This window comes from Kitasatospora sp. NPDC127060 (genome assembly GCF_042724935.1).
In the GTDB taxonomy this organism is placed as follows: domain Bacteria; phylum Actinomycetota; class Actinomycetes; order Streptomycetales; family Streptomycetaceae; genus Kitasatospora.
This window is the reverse complement of the sequence record NZ_JBHXEG010000008.1, coordinates 140,999-158,920: the sequence shown is the minus strand read 5'-3', so window position 1 is coordinate 158,920 and position 17,922 is coordinate 140,999. Positions and strand designations below refer to the sequence as shown.

Sequence of the window (17,922 nt, the reverse complement as noted above, 5' to 3'; positions counted from 1 at the left end):
GCACAGGGCCCGGGACGCGAGTGGCGTCCCGGGCCCTGTGCCGTCCGGCTTGCTCCCCGGACCCTAGCCGCGCGCGGCGGTGACGGCGGCGCCGAGCGCCTCCTTGATCCGGGGACCGAGCCGGGCGAAGCCCAGCTCCTTCATGGCCGCGCGGAGCAGCTCCTCGTCACTCCGCTCGGTGCCGTCGGCGTCGATCCAGCGGACGACGGCGAGCAGTTCGTCCGCCGAGTAGGCGGTCACGGGGCGGCCGGGGGTGAAGTCCGGCTTCGCGGGACGGCCACCGGACTCCTCGGCGACGGGCTCCGCCTCGGGGGCGGCGACCTCGGGGGTGGACGCCTCTTCGGCGACGGGCTCGGGCTCGGCCTCGACGACGGCGGGCGCCTCGGCGACGGGCTCGGGCTCGGCCTCGACGGCCGGGTCCACGACCGCGTGGACGGGGGCCTCCACGTCGGCCTCCGGCTCCACGACCTCAACGGGCTCGGCCTCGACGACAGCGGGCGCCTCGGCGACGGGCTCGGGCTCCTCGGCCACCACGGCCGGGTCCTCCTCTACCGCCGGCTCCTCGACCTCAACGGCCTCGACCGTGGGCGCCTCTTCGGCGGCCTCGGCCTCAACCTCGACGGCCGGTTCCACGACCTCAACGGCGGGCGCCTCGGCGACCACGGCCGAAGCCTCCTCGGCAACCTCGGCCGGCTCGGCGTCGACAGCCTCGGCCTCGACCGTCGGCTCGTCGACCTCGACGGTCTCCGGCTCGGCAGCCTCAACAGCGGGCACGTCGGCGACCGCGTCCGACTCGACCTCGGCCACAACCTCGGCTTCGACCTCGGCCACAACCTCGACCTCGACCTCGACCTCGACCTCAGTCTCGACCCCGACCTCAGTCTCGACCCCGGCGGCAGGCTCCTCCACCGCCTCCGGCTCCGGCTCCGCCGCCACCTCGTCCGCGGCTGCGGCCTCGGCCAGCGCGGCGGTCGCGGCGGCCACCAGGTCGTCAGCGGCCGGGGAGGGCGCCGGGAGGGAGACCACGGCGGCCGGGGCGGCCTCCGCCTCCTCCACCGCAGTCGGCGCTGCCTCGGCGATGTCCACGTCCGTACCCGCCGCTTCTACGGGCTCGGTGTCCTCCTCGGTGCCCGCCTCGGCCTCGGCCTCGATCTCGACGGCTTCCTCGGCCAGCCCGTCCCGCTGTCCGGCCGCCAGGGCCTGACGCGCGGCGGTCTCCTCTACACCGGCCTCCTCGGCAACCGGCTCCTCGGCGACCAGCTCCTCGGCAACCGGCTCCTCGACCGTCGACTCGCCCAACCCGTCCCGCTGCCCGCCCGCGAGCGCCTGGCGCGCCGCGTACGCGGCCTCGGCGGCGCGGCGGTCGGCCTTGGCGGCGGTGAGTTCGGCGAGCAGGTCGGCGAGGCCGGCCTCCTCCAGGGTGGCGCGCAGGCCGCGGATGGTGGGCAGGCGGTAGAGGGTGCCCTCGTCGGCGGCGAGCCGCTCGACCAGGTCGACGAGGTCCGCGAAGGCGAGCCCGTCCAGGTCGTGGTCGGGCAGCAGGCGGGCGAGGTCGCGCAGGCCGGTGTTGATGGGTTCGAAGGCCTGGGCGGTGCGCTCGACCAGGGCGCCGTCGGCGGGCGCGCTGGGGAGGGTGCCGGCCGGGGCGATGGCGGACCAGGCGCGGCGCTCGATCTCGGCGGAGGTGAGCGCCTCGTGCAGCTCCTCGCGGCGGACCTTGCGGTCGTGGGCGAGGGCGGCGGCCTGCTTGCGCAGCGAGCGGCCGCGCAGCCAGGAGAGCTTGACGCCGTTCTCGCGGCGCCAGGTGCTGTCGGCGGTGGCGGCGGCGAGGGCGACGAGGTCGGCGTCGTAGGCGGCGCTGGTCAGGGTGGCGGAGGTGCGGTGCACCCGCTGGAGCATCTCGACCAGCAGCGCGGTCTTGGCGACGGTGTCGGGCTCATCGAGCTTGACGTCGGCGGCCAGGGCGGTGACGGCGTCCCAGGTCTGCTGGAGGTCGCGGCCGCGCAGTTCGGCGAGCGCGGTGGAGGCGGCGCGGGCGTCCTCGGGGGTGGCGACGGTGTCGACGGCCGCGTACCAGGCGTGGGTGTCGGCGCTGAGCGTGAAGGCCCCGAGTTCGGCGTAGCGGCCGAGGTCCTCGCGGAGGTCGGGCTCCGCAGCGGCGTCCTGGGGGTCCTTGACGTCTGCGGCGTCGGCGACGTCCACCGGGTCGGCTGCGTCGGCGTTGCGCGAGTGAAGCACTGTCATGTGAGGTCCGGTTCTGGGCGACGGCGGCGGGGCTGACGACGAGGGGGCGGCGGACCGGGTGCACGGGGCCCCTGGGGCGGGACCGGGGGGCGCGCGGTCGGGCCGCCGGTTGTGGAGGCCCAGAATACGGGTGCCCGTTCGAGCCTTGCACGCACCCACCGCCGGGACGGGCCGGTGTCGTGTGCCATACCGCCCGCCTGGCCGCTACCCGGGAGGTCCGCCCGGGTGGTCCGGTGCTGGTCCGGGCGGGTGGCCGGGGTGCTCCGTCCGGGGTGGGCGCGGTCGCCGCAGCCCGTCCAGGGGGACGGCGCGGACGCCCCTGGTCGGGCGGGACGGGCGGTCCGGCGAGGGGTGGCCGGGCGGCGGGTGGTGGCCGGCCCGGGCGAGGGTGGGCAGGTCGACCGGCGCGAGGTACTCGTGCAGCGCGGTGCGGTGCCACCAGGCACCGGTTTCCCGCAGTTCGCGCCATCCGGTGAACCGGTAGAGGTGGAGGGTCGCCCGGACGTGGGTCGGTGGGGCGTCGGGGAAGGGGTTGTGGCGCAGCAGTCGCAGGGTCGCCCGGTCGCCGGCCAGCAGGCGGGTGACGAAGGGCAGGAACCAGGGGCGGGCGTAGGCGGGCGAGATGCCGGCGAACCACATCAGCCAGTCCAGCCGCAGGTGGTAGGGGGCGTACTGGCGCGGGAGGCGGCGCACGTCGCCGGGTTTGCCCTTGAACCCGTACTCGTGCCAGACGGTGCGCGGGCTGAGGACGGCCTCGTCGGTGCCCTCGATCACCACCTCCTGGCGCAGGCGGTTGACGCTGCCGAAGGCGCCGTAGGTGTTGACCAGGTGCAGCCGGTTGAAGGAGCGGTTCATCACCTGGCCGCGGGAGAGCAGGTTGCGCACCGGCCAGTAGCTGAGCACCAGGACGCCGGCGGTGACCGCGGCCACCAGCGCCTGGTACCAGAGGGGTGCGGCGGGGAAGTCCCGGGCGTGGCCGGGCAGTCCGAGGCGGGGCGGTTCCACGGCGGCGAGGGTGAGGACGACGGTGAGCCAGTTGAGCCAGGCGAAGTTGCCGGAGGCGATCAGCCACAGCTGGGTGGCGATCACCGCGCAGGCCGCGTAGCTCGCGACCGGCTGCGGGAGCAGCAGGCCGATCGGGACGAGGAGTTGGACGACGTGGTTGGCCGCCACCTCGACCCGGTGCAGCGGGTCGGGCAGGTGGTGGAAGAACCAGCTGAGCGGTCCGGGCATGGGCTGGGTCTCGTGGTGGTAGCGCAGGCAGGTCAGGTCGCGCCAGCACCTGTCGCCGCGCAGTTTGATCAGTCCGGCGCCAAACTCGACCCGGAAGACCAGCCAGCGCATCAGCCAGAGCACGGGGGTGGGCGGTGCGGTGTCGGCGTTGCCGAGGAAGGCGGCGAGGGAGCCGGCTTCGAGCAGCAGTGACTCCCAGCCGAACGAGTACCAGGTCTGCCCGACGTTGACGATGGAGAGGTAGAGGGCCCAGAGCACCGCCCAGGCCAGGATCGACGCCCAGAGCGGGACTTCGTCGCCGAGTCCGGCGGCGAGGGCGGCGGCCAGCGCGGCGCCGGTGAGGGAGACGGCGGCGAAGAAGCGGTCGCTGTAGTGGAGGTGGAAGAGGCCGGGCGCCTTGCGGAACGGGACGCGGGCGGTGAAGCGGGGCACCGGCAGCATGCCGTGGGTGCCGATGAGGGCGCGGAACTGCGCGACGGCGGCGAGGAATCCGATCAGGTAGAGGCCGGCGAGCAGACGCTGGACGAGCAGGCGGCTCAGCCAGTAGTCGGGGGCGGCGAACCAGTCCATCCAGGTCATGCGGCCCATGCCTACCACCGGCGGCGCGCGGCCGGGCCCGGGTCGGGGTGCGGGCGGCGGACGGTTCACCCGCTCGGCCCGAGCGCGAACTGCCGCCCAGCGCCGCGACCGGCGTACCTCGGGGCACCGGGGGCGAACTGCCGCCCCGGCGCCACGACCGGCCTACCTCGGGGCACCCCGGACATACCGCCGCACAGTGCCGCGCGCGAACTGCCATGGCCGGTACGGCCGGCCGCACCCGCCCCGGAACGGCAGCGTGGCGGGGAGCCTCTCCTCGGGGGTGAGAGGCGCCCCGCCACGGTGGTGGACGGTACAGGTGGTGCGGTGGGCGGGTACGGCCGGGGGCCGTCTGGCCGCGCACGAGCGGCGGTCGGCCGCTCAGCTCGGCAGGACGAGTCCGGAACCGCCGGCGATGCCCGGTCGGCCGGTCGGGGTGGCGGCGCCGTTCTGCTGGAGCCGGTCGACCAGCAGCGCGGCCAGGGTGCCGAGTTCCTCCTCCGTGCGGGACTGGGCGGTGACGTCCATGCCGACGGTGAGGACGCCGTTGACCTGGCCGGTGCGCGCGGCCCGCAGCGGGGTGCAGGTGAAGCTGAAGATCTGCTGGACGCGCTGCGCCTCGGGACGGCCGGACTGGATCCGGACGTCGTTGAGGACGGTGGCGCGACCGGTGTGGTACGCCTCCGCGACGGCCTGCTGGAGGCCGGCCGCGCCGAGCTGCGGGTAGGCGGTGCCGATCGAGCCGTACGCCACCGGGGCGCCGAAGGTGTCGGCGTGCTGGGCGTTGGCGTAGCGGATCTCCTGGCCGGGGCCGTCGGTCAGCATGATCGGGAACGGGGAGCCGTCGAAGGCGGCGAACATCTCCTGCTGCTGGGCGAGCAGGTTGTCGCGCAGCCGGATCTCGGAGAGCAGCGCCTCGGCGAGGTGCTGGATGTCGCGCAGCCGCTCGCGCCCCCACTGCCGGGGTTCCCGGTCGAGGACGCAGACGGTGCCGATGACGGTGTTGGTGTCGTCGACGAGCGGGGCGCCGAGGTAGGCCCGGACGCCGAGTTCGTCCACGACCGGGTTCCCGGCGAACCGGGGGTAGGCGAGGATGTCGTCCAGTGCGAGGGGTGAGCGCTGGGCGACCACGTGCGGGCAGAAGCCGTGGCTCATCGGCATCTGACGGGTGGGAAGGTCGAAGGCGATGCCCCGGTCCGCCCAGGAAGCGCCTTCGTCGGCCGCGACGTCGCCGGAGTTTGGCGGAATGTAGAGCCCCCGGAACATCTGGCGCTCGTCGTTGATGAAGTTGACCATCGCGATGGGAGCCCGGGTGATGCTGGCTGCCAAGTGAGCGAAGCGGTCGAAGGCCTCGTCCGCGGAGGGTTCGTTGAGACCCAGGCTGCGCAGCCTGCGAGTCCGCTCGGACTCCCCGGCAGCACCCGGGAACTGGCCTTGAGTGCTCATCACATCAGTCATGGCGCACATGTAATCAGACATCCGGGCACCGCGGTGTTACCGGGACCGATCGCCACCGTTGCTGATGAACAGTCAAAGCAGCAGTTGAGCGACCCCCTGGCCGGCCACCGAGGAGAGGAAGGTCAGTCCCCACTCGAGGCCGTGACAAAACCCGCCACCGGTCGGGTGGGCCGAATTCCGCCAATCCAAGATCAACTATGTGTGGACCCCATGTGCACATATGACAATGAGCCCTGCCGAAGACACGGACGGTAGTCCCCCGGTTTCCACGGGAGACCCCGACCCAAGGTCCGCATGCACCGATGGCCCCGAAGCGATCGGCACCGCCACACCCCACACCCCCACCGACCTGGGGGGACGGCCGGAGCGGCATCTACGGCGCGAACGGAGGCACGTCACCACTGGGATGAGAGGACCAAGCATGACGATGGACTACTTCACCGACGAACGACACGAGAGCCTCCGGGCGGAGGTGCGTGAGTTCGCGGAGAAGGAGGTGCGTCCTCAGGTGGCCAGAATGGAGGCGGACCGGGAGATCGAGTTCGAACTCTCGCGGGAGATCGGCCGTCGCGGCTGGATCGGCGTCACGATCCCGCGCGAGTTCGGAGGCCTGGGCCTGGGGCACCTCGCCAAGACCATCATCGTGGAGGAGCTGGCCCGGGTCAGCGGTGCGATGGGCGCGATGGCCCAGGCCTCGCAGCTCGGCGTCGCCAAGGTCATCCACTTCGGCTCGGCCTCCCAACGGCGCGAGTGGCTGCCGAAGTTCGCCTCCGGTGAGTGCCTGCCGACGATCGCGGTCACCGAGCCGGAGTCCGGCGGCCATGTGCTCGGCATGGGCGGCACCGCCCGCCGCGAGGGCGACGAGTACGTCCTCAACGGCCGCAAGGTGTTCGTCGGCAACTCCCACATCGGCGACGTCCACGGCGTCGTCCTCCGCACCGACCGGGGCAGCAAGGGGCTGTCCGCCTTCCTGGTCGAGAGCGACCGTCCCGGCTTCCGCGCCGGCACCATCGGCACCCAGGGCGGCCTGCACGGCTTCAGCTTCGGCGAGCTGGTCTTCGAGGACTGCCGCATCCCCGTCGGCAACCGGCTCGCCGAGGAGGGCCAGGGCCTCGACGTCGCCTACTCCTCCTCCACCCTGTACGGCCGGCTCAACCTGGGCGCCGTCGCCCTCGGCATCCACGTCGCCGTGGTGGAGGACACCGTGCGCTACGCCGAGGAGCGGGTGCTCTACGGCAAGCAGATCAACCAGCTGAACAGCATCGCGCTGAAGCTCGGCGAGATGCAGTCCCGGCTGATGACGGCCAAGTTGGCCGCCTACCACGCCTCGCACCTGCTCGACCACGGCAAGGCCTGCGACGCCGAGCTGATGAACGCCAAGCTGATCAACACCGAATACGCGATGGACTCGGCGCGCCAGGCGATGGAGATCTTCGCCGCCCGCGGCACCCAGGAGGAGCACAACATCATCCGCTACCTCCGCGACGCCACCCACATCTACGCCCCGGCCGGCACCTCGGACGTGCAGAAGCTGCGGCTCGGACAGGTGGCGGCGGGCACCTACGGCAAGCAGTGGTCGGCCGAGCTGTCCGAACTGACCAGCTGGGCCTGGACCGAGCTCAACCAGCGCGAATCGCAGGCGCCGGCGACGGACCGGCGCTACGGACGCGGCGCCCAGCTCGGTCAGGGCGGCCGGGGCGCCCGGGTGGTGCCGATCTCCGCCGCGAGCTGACGCCCGACTGCCGGGAACGCCGCCCGACTGCCCGGAACCGCCGCCCGGTTGGTGGCGAACCTTCGGCATGATGACCGTTTGACCCGTTCCTTTTGACCTGTTCCTGACGGCTCCCCGGAAGGCCCACCCGGCCTGCCGGGGGGCCGCTCCCGCTTCACGACGGCCGCGCTGAGCTGCGGCGATCCGTCGGCGAACACTCCGACCGGAACCGACCGGTCCTGCCATCAGCCGTTCACATATCGTCAGTTGATGTTGCGATGAGGGCACCTGGGACTGATAGGTTTCCTGCCGTCGACGGCCGCACTGAACCACGCCCGGACGGTGACACCGCGTCACCCCGTCCGGCAACCCCGGCCTCGGCGCCCTGAAGCCCGGTCCGGGCAGCCCGGGCCGACCTGCCGTTCGGCCCCGAGACCCGGCCTGCACCTCGGCCCTGCAACAAGGAATCAGATGCCAGGCATATCGGCCCCCCGCACGGGCCACCGCGCCGGCCGGTCCGGCTCCCTCCGCAGCTCGCTCCTCGCCCTCGTGCTGGTCCCCAGCCTGGGCCTGGCCGCCGCCTGGGGCTACGCCGCCTACCTGCTGCGCGACGCCGGACACCGCACCGCGCTGACGGCCGGCACCGCCGTCGTCGCCCTGGTGCTGCTGGTCAGCCTGGTCCGCGGCGTCCGGGCCGCCCGCGCCCTTTCCGCCCGGCTGGCCGCACTGCGCACCGACACCCTCGCCCTCGCCCAACGGGAAATCCCCGGGGTCGTCGGGCGGCTGCGCGCCGGGGAGCCGGTGCCCACCCCGCCCACCTGGACGCCCTCCCGGCGGACCGGCGACGAAGTCCAGCAGACCTCCGACGGCCTGGCCGCCGTCCGGCAGGCCGCCGTCGCCGCCATCGTCCACCAGGCCCAGGGGCGCGAGGGGACGAAGAAGGTCTTCCTCAACATCGCCCGCCGCACCCAGATCCTGATCCACCGGCAGATCAGCATGCTCGACGCGCTGGAGCGCGAGCACGAGGAACCCGAGCTGCTGCGCGAGCTGTTCGCCGTCGACCACCTGGCCACCCGGATGCGGCGCAACGCCGAGAACCTGGTCATCCTCGGCGGCGCCCTGCCCGCCCGGCGCTGGCGCAACGCCGTGCCCGTGGTCAACGTGCTGCGCAGCGCCGTCTCCGAGACCGAGAACTACGCCCGGGTCGTCGTCCAGGGCGTGCCGCGCGCCTCGCTCAGCGGACAGGCCGTCGCCGACGTGATCCACCTGGTCGCCGAGCTGATCGAGAACGGCACCACCTTCTCCCCGCCGTACACCCAGGTGCAGGTCTCCGCGCAGGAGGTCCCCAAGGGCCTGGCGGTCGAGGTGGAGGACCGCGGCCTCGGCATGACCGAGGACGAGTACGAGCGGCTCAACGAGTACCTGGCCAACCCGCCCGAGCTGGACGTCTCCGCGCTCGGCGACGACCTGCGGCTCGGCCTGTTCGTCGTCGCGAGGCTCGCCGCCCGGCACGACATCCAGGTCACCCTGCGGCCCTCGCCGTACGGCGGCACCCGGGCCGTGGTGCTGGTGCCCGCGGTGCTGCTGGAGCAGGCCGAACAGCCCGCCGCGGTACCCGGACTGCCGTCCGGTGCGCGGGTCACCCGCACCCCGGTGCCCGAACCGCGGTCGTCGGGCGGGGACTTCGATGCCGTCGACGAGGAGCTGACGGGCGCGCTCGCCGGGGTGCTCAGCGGGTTGACCGGGGGCGCACCGGCCGACGATGCCGGCGCCGGCGCCCCCGGCGCGGCGGACGGCGGGCTGATCATCGGTGAGCTGCTCGCGCGGAAGGACGGCGAGGGCGACGGAGCCCTCCCCGACGACGCCGGGCTGCCGGTCGGCGCCCAGATCCCCGGGCTGCCCGGGGCCGTGGTGGTCCCCCGGCCCGCGCTGCCGCGCCCGTACGACCTGCCGACCGGTCCGTCGGCAGAGCTCGCCGCGCAGCTCGGTGCCGTGCACGGCTCGGACGGCGCGCTTGCCTCGGATGGCGCGGACGGCGCGGACGGCGCGCTTGCCTCGGATGGCGCGGACGGTTCGCCCGCCGCGCATGCCTCTCATGCCTCCCGTGCCTCGAACGGCTCGTCCGTCGAGCACGCCGCCGACGCCGCCGGTGATGTCGCTGCCGACCTCGCCGCCGGCCTGCCGGCGGACGTCGCTCCCAGCCACGAACGCCCGCAGGAGGACCACGTGGAGCACGGCCCGGACGGCGAACTGCGCACCCCGCGGGTCCTGCCGCAGCGGGTCCGCAACGCCAGCCTCGCCGAGCAGCTCCGCGAGGCCAACGCGCCCGGCGCGCTGATGTCGCCCGCCGCCCCGGCGCCGTCCCTCTCCCCGTCCCCGCGGTCGGCCCCGCCCTCCGCGTCCGCGCCGTACGGGGCCCCCGCCGCCCCGACCGGACCGCGGTTCGGCGAGGCCGACGACCCCTCGCCGGCGCGCTCCCGCGCCACCATGGCCGCCATCCAGCGCGGCACCCGGAGCGCCCGCGCGGCCGGTACCGGACCGGACGCGCCCGCCATTGCCCCCAACCCGGCCGCAGCCTCCGCCCCCGGGGAAGCCGCGGAAGCCTCCGCCGTTCAGGAAGCCAAGGAACAGCAGTGATGACGCAGCAGACCGAAACCCAGCGCGACCTCAACTGGCTGCTGGACCAGCTGGTGTCGCGGGTGCCCGAGACCCGGCACGCCATCGTCCTCTCCGAGGACGGCCTGCTGGTCGGCATGGACCAGGGGCTCGACCGGGCCGACGCCGAGCACCTGTCCGCCGTCGCCTCCGGCCTGCAGAGCCTGGCCCGCGGCGCCGGGCACCGCTTCAACGGCGGACGGGTCCGGCAGACCGTGGTCGAGATGGACCAGCTGTTCCTGTTCGTCACCACCGCCGGACAGGGCGCCCGGCTCGCCGTCCTCACCAGCGAGCAGGTGGACGCCGGGCTGATGGCCTACGAGATCAACATGCTGGTCAAGCAGGTCGGCCAGTACCTCACCGCGGCGCCGCGCAGCGACGCGGGCCAGACCGGCGCGGGTGGCGGTGCGTGACCGCCGCCGACGCCGACGAGGGCTGGTTCTACGACAAGGACGCCGGCCACCTGGTCCGTCCCTACGCGATCACCAACGGGCGCACCGGCCCGGTCCGTGACGGCTTCGCGCTGATCACGCTGGTGGTCACCGCCGACCCGCGCACCGACACCAGCCGGTTAACCCCCGAGCCCGCCGCGATCCTCGACCTGTGCCGCGAACGCCCGCTGGCCGTGGCCGAGATCGCGGCCACCATGGACCTGCCGGTGAGCGTGGTCAAGGTGCTGCTGGACGACCTGGCGGAGGCCCGGCTGATCCTCACCCGGGCCCCGGTCGCGCTCGCCGAGGCCCCGGACATCTCGCTCATCCAGGCCGTGATCGAGGGCGTCCGCAGACTCTGACCGGCTCCCCCGGCCGGACCGTCCGCCCTCCCCGCACCATCCCCGTTCCCTTCCAGGAGACCCGAATTGACGACCCAGAGCCTGGTGCCGGGCGCGGTCAAGATCCTCGTCGCCGGCGGCTTCGGCGTCGGGAAGACCACCATGGTCGGCTCGGTCAGCGAGATCGAACCGCTGCAGACCGAGGAGCGGATGACCCGCGCCAGTATCGGGGTCGACAGCCTCGAAGGCATCCAGGGCAAGTCCACCACCACGGTGGCGATGGACTTCGGACGGATCACCGTCCGCGAGGACCTGGTGCTCTACCTCTTCGGCACGCCAGGGCAGTTCAGGTTCTGGTTCATGTGGGACGACCTCGCCCTCGGCGCCCTCGGCGCGATCATCCTCGCCGACACCCGGCGGCTCGAATCCAGCTTCGCCGCCGTGGACTTCTTCGAGCAGCGCGGCATCCCCTTCGCCATCGGGGTCAACTGCTTCCACGGCCGCCGCGAGGCCACCCCGGAGGACGTCCGCCGGGCGCTCGACCTCGGGCCGGAGGTGCCGGTGGTGCTGTGCGACGTCCGGGAGCGGGCGTCCAGCAAGGAGCTGCTGCTCGCCCTGCTCGACCGGGTGCACCGGGACGCGCTGGCCGCCGGGCGGCGGTGAGTCGCTGCCCGGTGCGGCGCTGCCTGGTGAGGCGGGGAGCGGCACGGCGGGGAGCGGCACGGCCGGGCGCTGCCCCGGCGCCTCCCGGTGAGGCGCTGCGCGATGGGGCACTGCTGGGTGGACGGCCTTGGTGGGTTACGGCTTCGCCGGGGTGAGCTCCGCGAGCGCGTCCACCAGCGGCGCCAGTTCGGGCAGTTCCGCGGCCTGCGCCAGGGTCGCCTCCAGGGTGGCGTCATGCACCGGGCGGGCCGCCTCCAGCAGGGCACGGCCCTCCGGCGTCAGCTCGGTGTAGATGCCGCGCCGGTCGTCCGCGCAGAGGTAGCGGCTGAGCAGGCCGCGGTCCTCCAGGCGGCTCACCAGGCGGGTGGTCGCACTGCTGCTCAGCGCCGCCGCGCGGGCCAGCTGCTGCATCCGCATGTGCCAGCCGTCCTGCCGGGACAGCGCCTCCAGCACCGTGTACTCGACCACCGAGAGCCTGTGCTCCGCCTGGAGCGCCTTCTCCAGCGCGGCGTCGATCAGCCCGTGCAGTGCGGCAAGCGTCCGCCAGCCACCGGCCCGGACCTCGGCCGCGTCATCGCGGATGGACATGGCGCGCCTTCCCTTCGTCTTCGGCCGTACCTCTGGGCCCTGTACGTCCTGTGCTGTCTGCCCTCCCCCAAGTATGCCAGTTGGCGCGGATTATCGGTCTTTGCAAATACTTCGCTTATACCTCCGCCTGCGTCTCCCGCTCGGGCGCCTCTGCGCCGTCCTCGTCCTCCGGGCCACCCCAGGCGGCGGAGCAGAGCGCCGTCGCCAGCGCCTCGGTGTAGTCGGCGGCCGCCAGCCAGGCGCTGGCGAAGGGCTCGTGGTCGTCCGCGACGATCCGGCCGAACACATCGCGCGGCTGGTCCGCCGCAGCCGCCCGCAGGCCGTCCAGCAGCTCGGCCGCGGTCGCCAGCCCGGCCGCACGCAGCAGGCCCCGGTCCGCCGCCGCGGTGGCCGCGCTCGGCCCGAGGGCGGACCGGCCGGTGGTGACCGCCTGCTCGACCCGGCGGCCGAGCACGTGCACCGGCGGGCCGACCGGCGGCGCGGTGGGGAGCTCCGCCGGGGGGCCTGCCGAGGGCTGCGTCGGTCGCCCGGTGGACGGGTCGGCCGGCAGGTCGGCGGTCTGCAGGCGTTCCAGGCCGAGGTTGACCCGGTCCGCCCGGTCGGCGGGGAGGGCAAGGCCGGCCGGGGCACCCGGGGGCGCAGCGACGGCCAGCACCCGCAGCTCCGGACGGTCGGCACGCTCCAGCCGGCCGATCAGCCGCAGCCGCAGGCCGGGGACCGTGGCGAGCAGGGCCAGATTGGCCCGGAAGGCCAGGTCCGGGTGCTCGTGCCCCGGGCGCAGCGCGATCACCGGCCCGCTCCCCGCCGGGCGGGCGAGCAACTGGAGCGCCCCGCCGGGCCCGGTCGGGGCCGTGCCCAGCAGGACGACGTCCAGGAACAGCAGGTCGCTCCCCGCCGGGCGGTTCTCGTACGGCAGCTCCTGCGCCGCCAGCGCCCGCGCCACCTGGCCGGCGGGCGGCTCGGCCCAGAGCCGAGCCACCGGCTCCGCCGTCCAGGCCGCGCCCGTGGCGCGGACCGCCCGGACCGAGGCCCCGGCGCCCAGCCGCCCGCCGGTGGACCTGGTCGCGCCCTGGACCGCCAGCCCGGCCCGGCTGAACTCGCGGTGGGTCAGCGCGGCATCGCCCAGCCGCACCGTCCGGTTGCCCGCCCCGGCCGCCAGCGGGGCGGCGGTCGCGGCATCGCCGTGCGGGGTCACCTCGGCGACCGTGCTGAGCCGGCCACCCGTGTCCACCGCCCAACTGACCACGCCGGCGTGGGTCGCGGTCAGCACCGGTTCGGCGAACAGTCCGTACAGCCGCAGGCCGCCCTCCTCGGCGTAGGCCTGGCGGGCGGTGCCGCGCAGCGCGGCGAGCGGGGCGGGGGTGCCGGTGCCGGTGGGGGCGTCGACGGGGGATCCGCCGGCGGCGGTCAGGGCGGTGGTGAGGTTGAGCAGCTCGCGCAGGCCCGCCACCAGGTCCGCCAGCCGGTGGTCGGGCGCGCCGGAACGCGCCGCCCGGATCCCGGTCACCACGGCGACCGCCGCTGCGGCCGGGCGGTACAGCCCCGCCGCCCGCGCCCCGTGGCCGGACCGCAGCAGTTCCGCCTGGGCGACCGCACCCGCTCCGCTCACCCCGGCGGCCAGCAGCGCGCAGGCGGCCCGATGGAGCTGACGGGCGGCGGCGCGTTCGGCCGGGGTGAGGGGGGCGGGTACCGGTTCGGACTCGGGATCGGTTGTCGCTGTGGCCGTGGTCGGTGCCTCGGGGGTCGCCGCTGCCGGGGTTCCGACCGCCACCGGATCGTCGACCGCCTGATAATCGACCGCCTGATCGTCGGCCTCCGCCAGCGGGCAGAGGGTGACGGCGGCGGCCCGGTGGACACAGGCCGGGGCGAGCAGGCAGCCGCACCGGACGTCGGCCGGTCCGAGGACCACCCCGCTCGGGGCGTGCAGGACGAGCACGGCCTCCTCGTCCACCTGCACCCGCCACTCGTCGCCGTCACGGCTGAGCGGCCGCTCGGCGAGCTTCGCCGCCGCGCCGTCCAGCCGCTTCTGGAGGCGGGCGCTCAGCGCCGACACCACCTCGGCGACCACCTCGGGCCGGACGCCCGGCCAGCCGTCCCCCTGCCGGTCCTGCGTCGTCTGCACCGCCTGCGTTGTCTGCGTTGTCTGCGTTGTCTGCGTCGTGGTGTTCATCGCACCTTCTCCCCCACCCAGCGGGCCAGTTCCAGCGGGCTCAGCGCCGCTACGGGCATCCCGGCCGCGACCAGCCGGCCCGCGACCGCCTTCGAATAGCGGGCCTTCCCGGAGTCGTCCAGCGCCGCACAGCCCAGCAGGTGCACGCCGGAGTCCACCAGGGCCCTGGTCTGCGCGATCAGCCCGTTGACCGGGCCGCCCTCCTCGAAGTCGCTGACCACCGCGATCAGCGTCCGCGACGGCACCGTCACCAGCTCCCGCGCGTAGCGCAGGCCCGTCGCGATGCTGGTGCCACCGCCGACGCTCACCTCCAGCAGCAGGCTCAGCGGATCCGCGACCTGCTCCGTCAGGTCGAGGACCTCGGTCGAGAAGGCCACGAAGTGGGTGCTCAGCGAAGGCACCCCCGCCAGGATCGAGGCGGTCAGCGCCGCCCAGACCGTGGACGCCTCCATCGAGCCCGACACGTCCACCACCAGGATCAGCCGCCAGTCGTTGGCCTGCCGGGCCCTGGTCCGGAACACCGGGCGCTCGGGCACGATCACGGTGCCCGAACCGTCCGGCGCCGGACGGGCCGTGGCGAGGTTCGCCCGGATCGTCCGGTGGAGGTCCAGCCCGCCGCCCGGGCGCCGCGACGGGCGCGGCACGCTGATCCCGGTCAGCGCCGGACGCAGCCTCGTCGCCAGCTCGCGGCTCAACTCGTCCACCATCCGCCGCACCAGCGGGCGCAGCCGTGCCACCCGGGCCTCGGGCAGACCGCCCGCGTGGTCCAGCACCGCGCGCAGCAGGTCCACGGACGGGCGGACGGCGGAGGGGTCGATCGCCTCCAGCACGTCCGTACGGCCGTGGGCGACGGCGGCCGCCAGCACCTCCTCCCGCACGCCCGGACCGAACAGCGCTGCCAACTCCTCGGCCCACTCGCGCACCCCGGGGAAGGGCGCCTCGCGGCCGCCCCTCCCGCTCCCCCGGTCGTCCAGGCCCGGCCCGGAACCCTCGCCGTGGCCGCTTCCGTACAACTCGTCCAGCGCGGTGGCGAGTCGGGCGCCACGACCGGACAGGCCGCCCGCGCCGGGGCGGCCCAGCAGCAGGCGCCAGCGCTCGGCGGGGGTGAGGACGTGGCCCGGGTGCGGCAGCCTCCCGGCGGGTGCCGGGGCCTGTTCCTGCTCCTGCTCCTGCCCTGCATCAGCGGCCGGCAGCAGTCCCCTCGCGGCCAGGACCCGGCGGGCGGCCAGGTCCGCGCGGACCCAACGGGCCACCAGGGCCGGGTCGGTCTGCTCCGGCAGAGCGGCCAGCCGGGTGCCCAGGCGCTCCTCCACCAGGGACAGCAGCCGGTCGCGGGCGGCCGGGCTGAGCGTGTCGAAGCCGCCGCGCAGCGCGGGCAGCCGGTCCAGGAACGCGGCGTCCGAGAGCGAACCGACCCGCTCCAGCACCGGATCGAGCGCCTCGGGCGCACTGTCGAACAGCCCCTCGGCGGCGGTCAACACCCCCACCAGCGCCCGCCCCAGCACCTGCCGCGCCCCCGCGTCCGTAGCCCCGTCCACCCAGGACGCGGCCCGCACGCCGAACACCGCCGCCGGCTCCTGCCCGAGCAACACCCGCACCGCCCCGGCCGCGCCCCGCACCAACGGACTCCCCCGCTCTGCGAGTTCGCCGAGCACATACCCCAACCGCACCCCGCCCAGCCGATCCGCCCGCCGCGCCAACTCCACCAGCGCCCGCGCGTCCGCCGGATCATCAGACCCGCCCAACCCCTCCACCTGCCGCACCGCCACAGCGGTCAGCAACTCCACCGCCCCACCGAGCGGCCCGCCGGCGCGGGGCGGCCCATCAACCACCCGCGCCTCACCCGGGCCGCCCGGCGCTACTGCAACAGCGCTCGAAGTGCCGCGCGCGGCCGAGGCAGCCGAAGGTGCATCGGCGGCGGGCTGCGGGGGGAGGCCGCCCGCCCGGGTGGCCGAGGCGGATTCAGCCTCATCGGCCGGCAGGGCCGTGGTCGGTGGCGTCGGCCGGGTGGGGTCGTGGGTTTGGTCCTGCGGGTTGTCGGGGGTTCGGGTGGGGAGGCCGGGGAAGTGGCCGGCGGTGAGGCGGTCGAGGAGGGTGAGGGCGGCGAGGAGGTCGGGGAGGGTGGCGGTGGTGGGGAGGGTGGTGGTGAGTTGGGTGAGGCGGGTGGTGGTGAGGGCCGGGAGGGCGCAGGAGGCGGCGGCGGTGAGGCCGTCGAGGATCTCGCGGGGGGTGGGGTCGTCGGTGAGGCGGGTGCGCAGGGTGCCCTCGGCGGCTTGGGCGGGGGTGACGCCGCGGGTGCCGGCGACGGTGAGGAGGGCGGTGACGGTGGGGGTCCAGTGCAGGCGCCAGCGGGTGCCGAGGGTTTCGGTGCCGCCGGGGCCGGTGGTGGGGACGGGGTCGGCGTAGGGGACGCCGCAGGCGGTGAGGCGGTGGAGGAGGATCTCGCGGCGCCGGTCGAGGGGGCTGCGCAGCGGGTCGAGGCGCACTTCGCGCGGGCCCGGGTCGGTGGGGTCGGGGAGGCCGAGTTCGGCGAGGAGGGTTTCGACGACGGGGCCGAGTCCGCTGCGCGGGGCGGCCGGGGTGGGCCGCCCGGTGCGGGTGCCGACCAGGACCTGTTCGAGGGCGCGGGCGACGGCCCGGCCGCGGCCGAGGGGCTCGCCCTGGGCGAGTACGGACTGTGCGGCTTCGACGAGTTCGCCGCGGCCCGGGGCGGCGTGGCCGCGCAGCCGGGCGAGGTCTCCGGCGAGGCGGACGATCTCGCGGGCGTCGGCGGGACCGGAGGGGTGGTCCTGGGTGCGCATGGCGGCGCAGATCCGGACGGCGGTGGCGGTGAGCGCCTCGGTGAGGCGTTCGGGGTCGCCCCCTGCGTCGAGGACGGTGTGCTGCCACTCGGGGTCGCGGATGCCGGCCGGGTAGCCGGAGCGGGCGTCGAGCAGCGGGTAGGTGTACGGGATGAGGGAGAGCACGTGCCCAGGCTCACCCGGGCGGGGCGGCTCCTCGGGGGCGGTCGGTCCGTCGAGCAGCGCGGGGGCGTGGAAGGAGCCGACCACCACGGCGGTCCGGCGTCCGCCGGCGGAGGCGGCCCGGATGCGGGCGCGCATCCAGGCTTCGCGGCGCAGGTCGTACGGGTCGACGCCGGGGCCGGTCTCGGCGTCGTGGCGCAGCGCCCAGCCGACCAGGAGGGCGGCGCGCCGGACGGCCTCCGGGGTGGAGCCGGGGGCGGCGGTCTCGACGAGGCGGTCCCAGAGGTCGTCGTCGCCGGCGCGGCCGGTGAGGCGGTGGCGCAGCGCGTCGGCGACGCCGGGGCCCGACGGGGTTGCGGCCGGGTGCCGGCCTCGGGCGCCCGCGCTGCCGGTGCGGTGGGCGAGCGGGAGGTCGCAGGCGATGGCTTCGACGCCGTTGCGCCGGGCCCAGCGCAGGGCGACGAGTTCCGGGGAGAAGTCGGCGAAGGGGTAGAAGGCGAGCCCGCCGGAGGGCCCGTGCGCGTCGTCCGGGCCGGCCGGGGCGGCGGCCAGGGCGACGGGGGCCTCGGTGGCCTCGTCGGCGAGCCGGTCGAGCCAGGGCTGGAACTCGGCGGGCAGTTCGACCAGGACGGCCTCGGGTCGGGCGGCGTCGAGCAGCGCGGGGAGGACCGCACTGAGGGAGGGCGCGTGGTGGCGCACGCCGATCAGGTAGGGCCCGGGACGGTCGGTGCCGGAGCCGGCCAGCCGGTCCGTCTCGGCGCGGACGGCTCCGGCACCGAGGTCCGCACCGAGGTCCGCACCGAGGTCCGCACTGAGGTCGGCGGCACCGTCGGCGCGCGCCGTGGCGGGGCCGTCCGGGGTGGTGGTCTTCACCGCGCTGCTCGTCATC

General features: G+C 75.1%; 11 protein-coding genes. 5 read left to right on the top strand and 6 right to left on the bottom strand.

Annotated features, from left to right (window positions below):
- Positions 1-63 precede the first annotated feature (63 nt).
- The 3 genes from ACFWIS_RS07640 to ACFWIS_RS07630 form a co-directional block, all read right to left on the bottom strand.
- Positions 64-2,244, bottom strand: a complete 2,181-nt coding sequence (locus tag ACFWIS_RS07640) for a hypothetical protein (protein ID WP_380463175.1) — start codon at positions 2,242-2,244, stop codon at positions 64-66.
- 204 nt (positions 2,245-2,448) lie between these two features.
- On the bottom strand, positions 2,449-4,047 hold the full coding sequence (locus tag ACFWIS_RS07635) for a lipase maturation factor family protein (protein ID WP_380463177.1): 1,599 nt from the start codon (positions 4,045-4,047) through the stop codon (positions 2,449-2,451).
- Positions 4,048-4,434: 387 nt separating this feature from the next.
- On the bottom strand, positions 4,435-5,511 hold the full coding sequence (locus ACFWIS_RS07630) for a GAF domain-containing protein (protein WP_380463172.1): 1,077 nt from the start codon (positions 5,509-5,511) through the stop codon (positions 4,435-4,437).
- A gap of 421 nt (positions 5,512-5,932) precedes the next feature.
- Between ACFWIS_RS07630 and ACFWIS_RS07625 the strand changes: the two genes are divergently transcribed.
- From ACFWIS_RS07625 to ACFWIS_RS07605, 5 genes are all read left to right on the top strand, one after another.
- Entirely contained in the window at positions 5,933-7,243 is a 1,311-nt protein-coding gene (locus ACFWIS_RS07625) for an acyl-CoA dehydrogenase family protein (RefSeq protein ID WP_380463169.1), read from the top strand.
- A 450-nt stretch (positions 7,244-7,693) separates the two neighbouring features.
- Positions 7,694-9,859: a sensor histidine kinase gene (locus ACFWIS_RS07620; protein WP_380463167.1), complete on the top strand. Its 2,166-nt coding sequence runs from the start codon at positions 7,694-7,696 to the stop codon at positions 9,857-9,859.
- Positions 9,859-10,290, top strand: a complete 432-nt coding sequence (locus ACFWIS_RS07615; RefSeq protein WP_380463165.1) for a roadblock/LC7 domain-containing protein — start codon at positions 9,859-9,861, stop codon at positions 10,288-10,290. The genes ACFWIS_RS07620 and ACFWIS_RS07615 overlap by 1 nt, the downstream gene beginning before the upstream one ends.
- Positions 10,287-10,670 (top strand): DUF742 domain-containing protein, encoded by a 384-nt coding sequence (locus tag ACFWIS_RS07610; RefSeq protein WP_188307852.1) that lies wholly within the window; start codon positions 10,287-10,289, stop codon positions 10,668-10,670. The genes ACFWIS_RS07615 and ACFWIS_RS07610 overlap by 4 nt, the downstream gene beginning before the upstream one ends.
- Positions 10,671-10,736: 66 nt before the next feature.
- The gene (locus tag ACFWIS_RS07605; RefSeq protein WP_380463163.1) at positions 10,737-11,312 is read left to right on the top strand and encodes an ATP/GTP-binding protein; all 576 of its coding nucleotides are present in this window, start codon (positions 10,737-10,739) and stop codon (positions 11,310-11,312) included.
- 135 nt (positions 11,313-11,447) lie between these two features.
- Here the strand turns inward: ACFWIS_RS07605 and ACFWIS_RS07600 are convergent, their stop codons facing one another.
- The 3 genes from ACFWIS_RS07600 to ACFWIS_RS07590 all read right to left on the bottom strand — a co-directional run bounded on the left by ACFWIS_RS07600 (position 11,448) and on the right by ACFWIS_RS07590 (position 17,921).
- Complete coding sequence (locus ACFWIS_RS07600; RefSeq protein WP_380463161.1) at positions 11,448-11,900, bottom strand: MarR family winged helix-turn-helix transcriptional regulator; 453 nt, start codon at positions 11,898-11,900, stop codon at positions 11,448-11,450.
- Between the two features lie 115 nt (positions 11,901-12,015).
- Positions 12,016-14,022, bottom strand: a complete 2,007-nt coding sequence (locus ACFWIS_RS07595; protein ID WP_380523504.1) for a hypothetical protein — start codon at positions 14,020-14,022, stop codon at positions 12,016-12,018.
- 44 nt (positions 14,023-14,066) lie between these two features.
- The gene (locus ACFWIS_RS07590) at positions 14,067-17,921 is read right to left on the bottom strand and encodes a DUF5682 family protein (protein ID WP_380451649.1); all 3,855 of its coding nucleotides are present in this window, start codon (positions 17,919-17,921) and stop codon (positions 14,067-14,069) included.
- Position 17,922 lies beyond the last annotated feature (1 nt).

What these genes read in the sequence shown, in the direction of transcription:
- ACFWIS_RS07640 (WP_380463175.1), bottom strand. Translation starts at nt 2,244, where the DNA reads ATGACAGTGCTTCACTCGCGCAACGCCGACGCAGCCGACCCGGTGGAC.
- ACFWIS_RS07635 (WP_380463177.1), bottom strand. Translation starts at nt 4,047, where the DNA reads ATGGACTGGTTCGCCGCCCCCGACTACTGGCTGAGCCGCCTGCTCGTC.
- ACFWIS_RS07630 (WP_380463172.1), bottom strand. Translation starts at nt 5,511, where the DNA reads ATGACTGATGTGATGAGCACTCAAGGCCAGTTCCCGGGTGCTGCCGGG.
- ACFWIS_RS07625 (WP_380463169.1), top strand. Translation starts at nt 5,933, where the DNA reads ATGACGATGGACTACTTCACCGACGAACGACACGAGAGCCTCCGGGCG.
- ACFWIS_RS07620 (WP_380463167.1), top strand. Translation starts at nt 7,694, where the DNA reads ATGCCAGGCATATCGGCCCCCCGCACGGGCCACCGCGCCGGCCGGTCC.
- ACFWIS_RS07615 (WP_380463165.1), top strand. Translation starts at nt 9,859, where the DNA reads ATGACGCAGCAGACCGAAACCCAGCGCGACCTCAACTGGCTGCTGGAC.
- ACFWIS_RS07600 (WP_380463161.1), bottom strand. Translation starts at nt 11,900, where the DNA reads ATGTCCATCCGCGATGACGCGGCCGAGGTCCGGGCCGGTGGCTGGCGG.
- ACFWIS_RS07590 (WP_380451649.1), bottom strand. Translation starts at nt 17,921, where the DNA reads ATGACGAGCAGCGCGGTGAAGACCACCACCCCGGACGGCCCCGCCACG.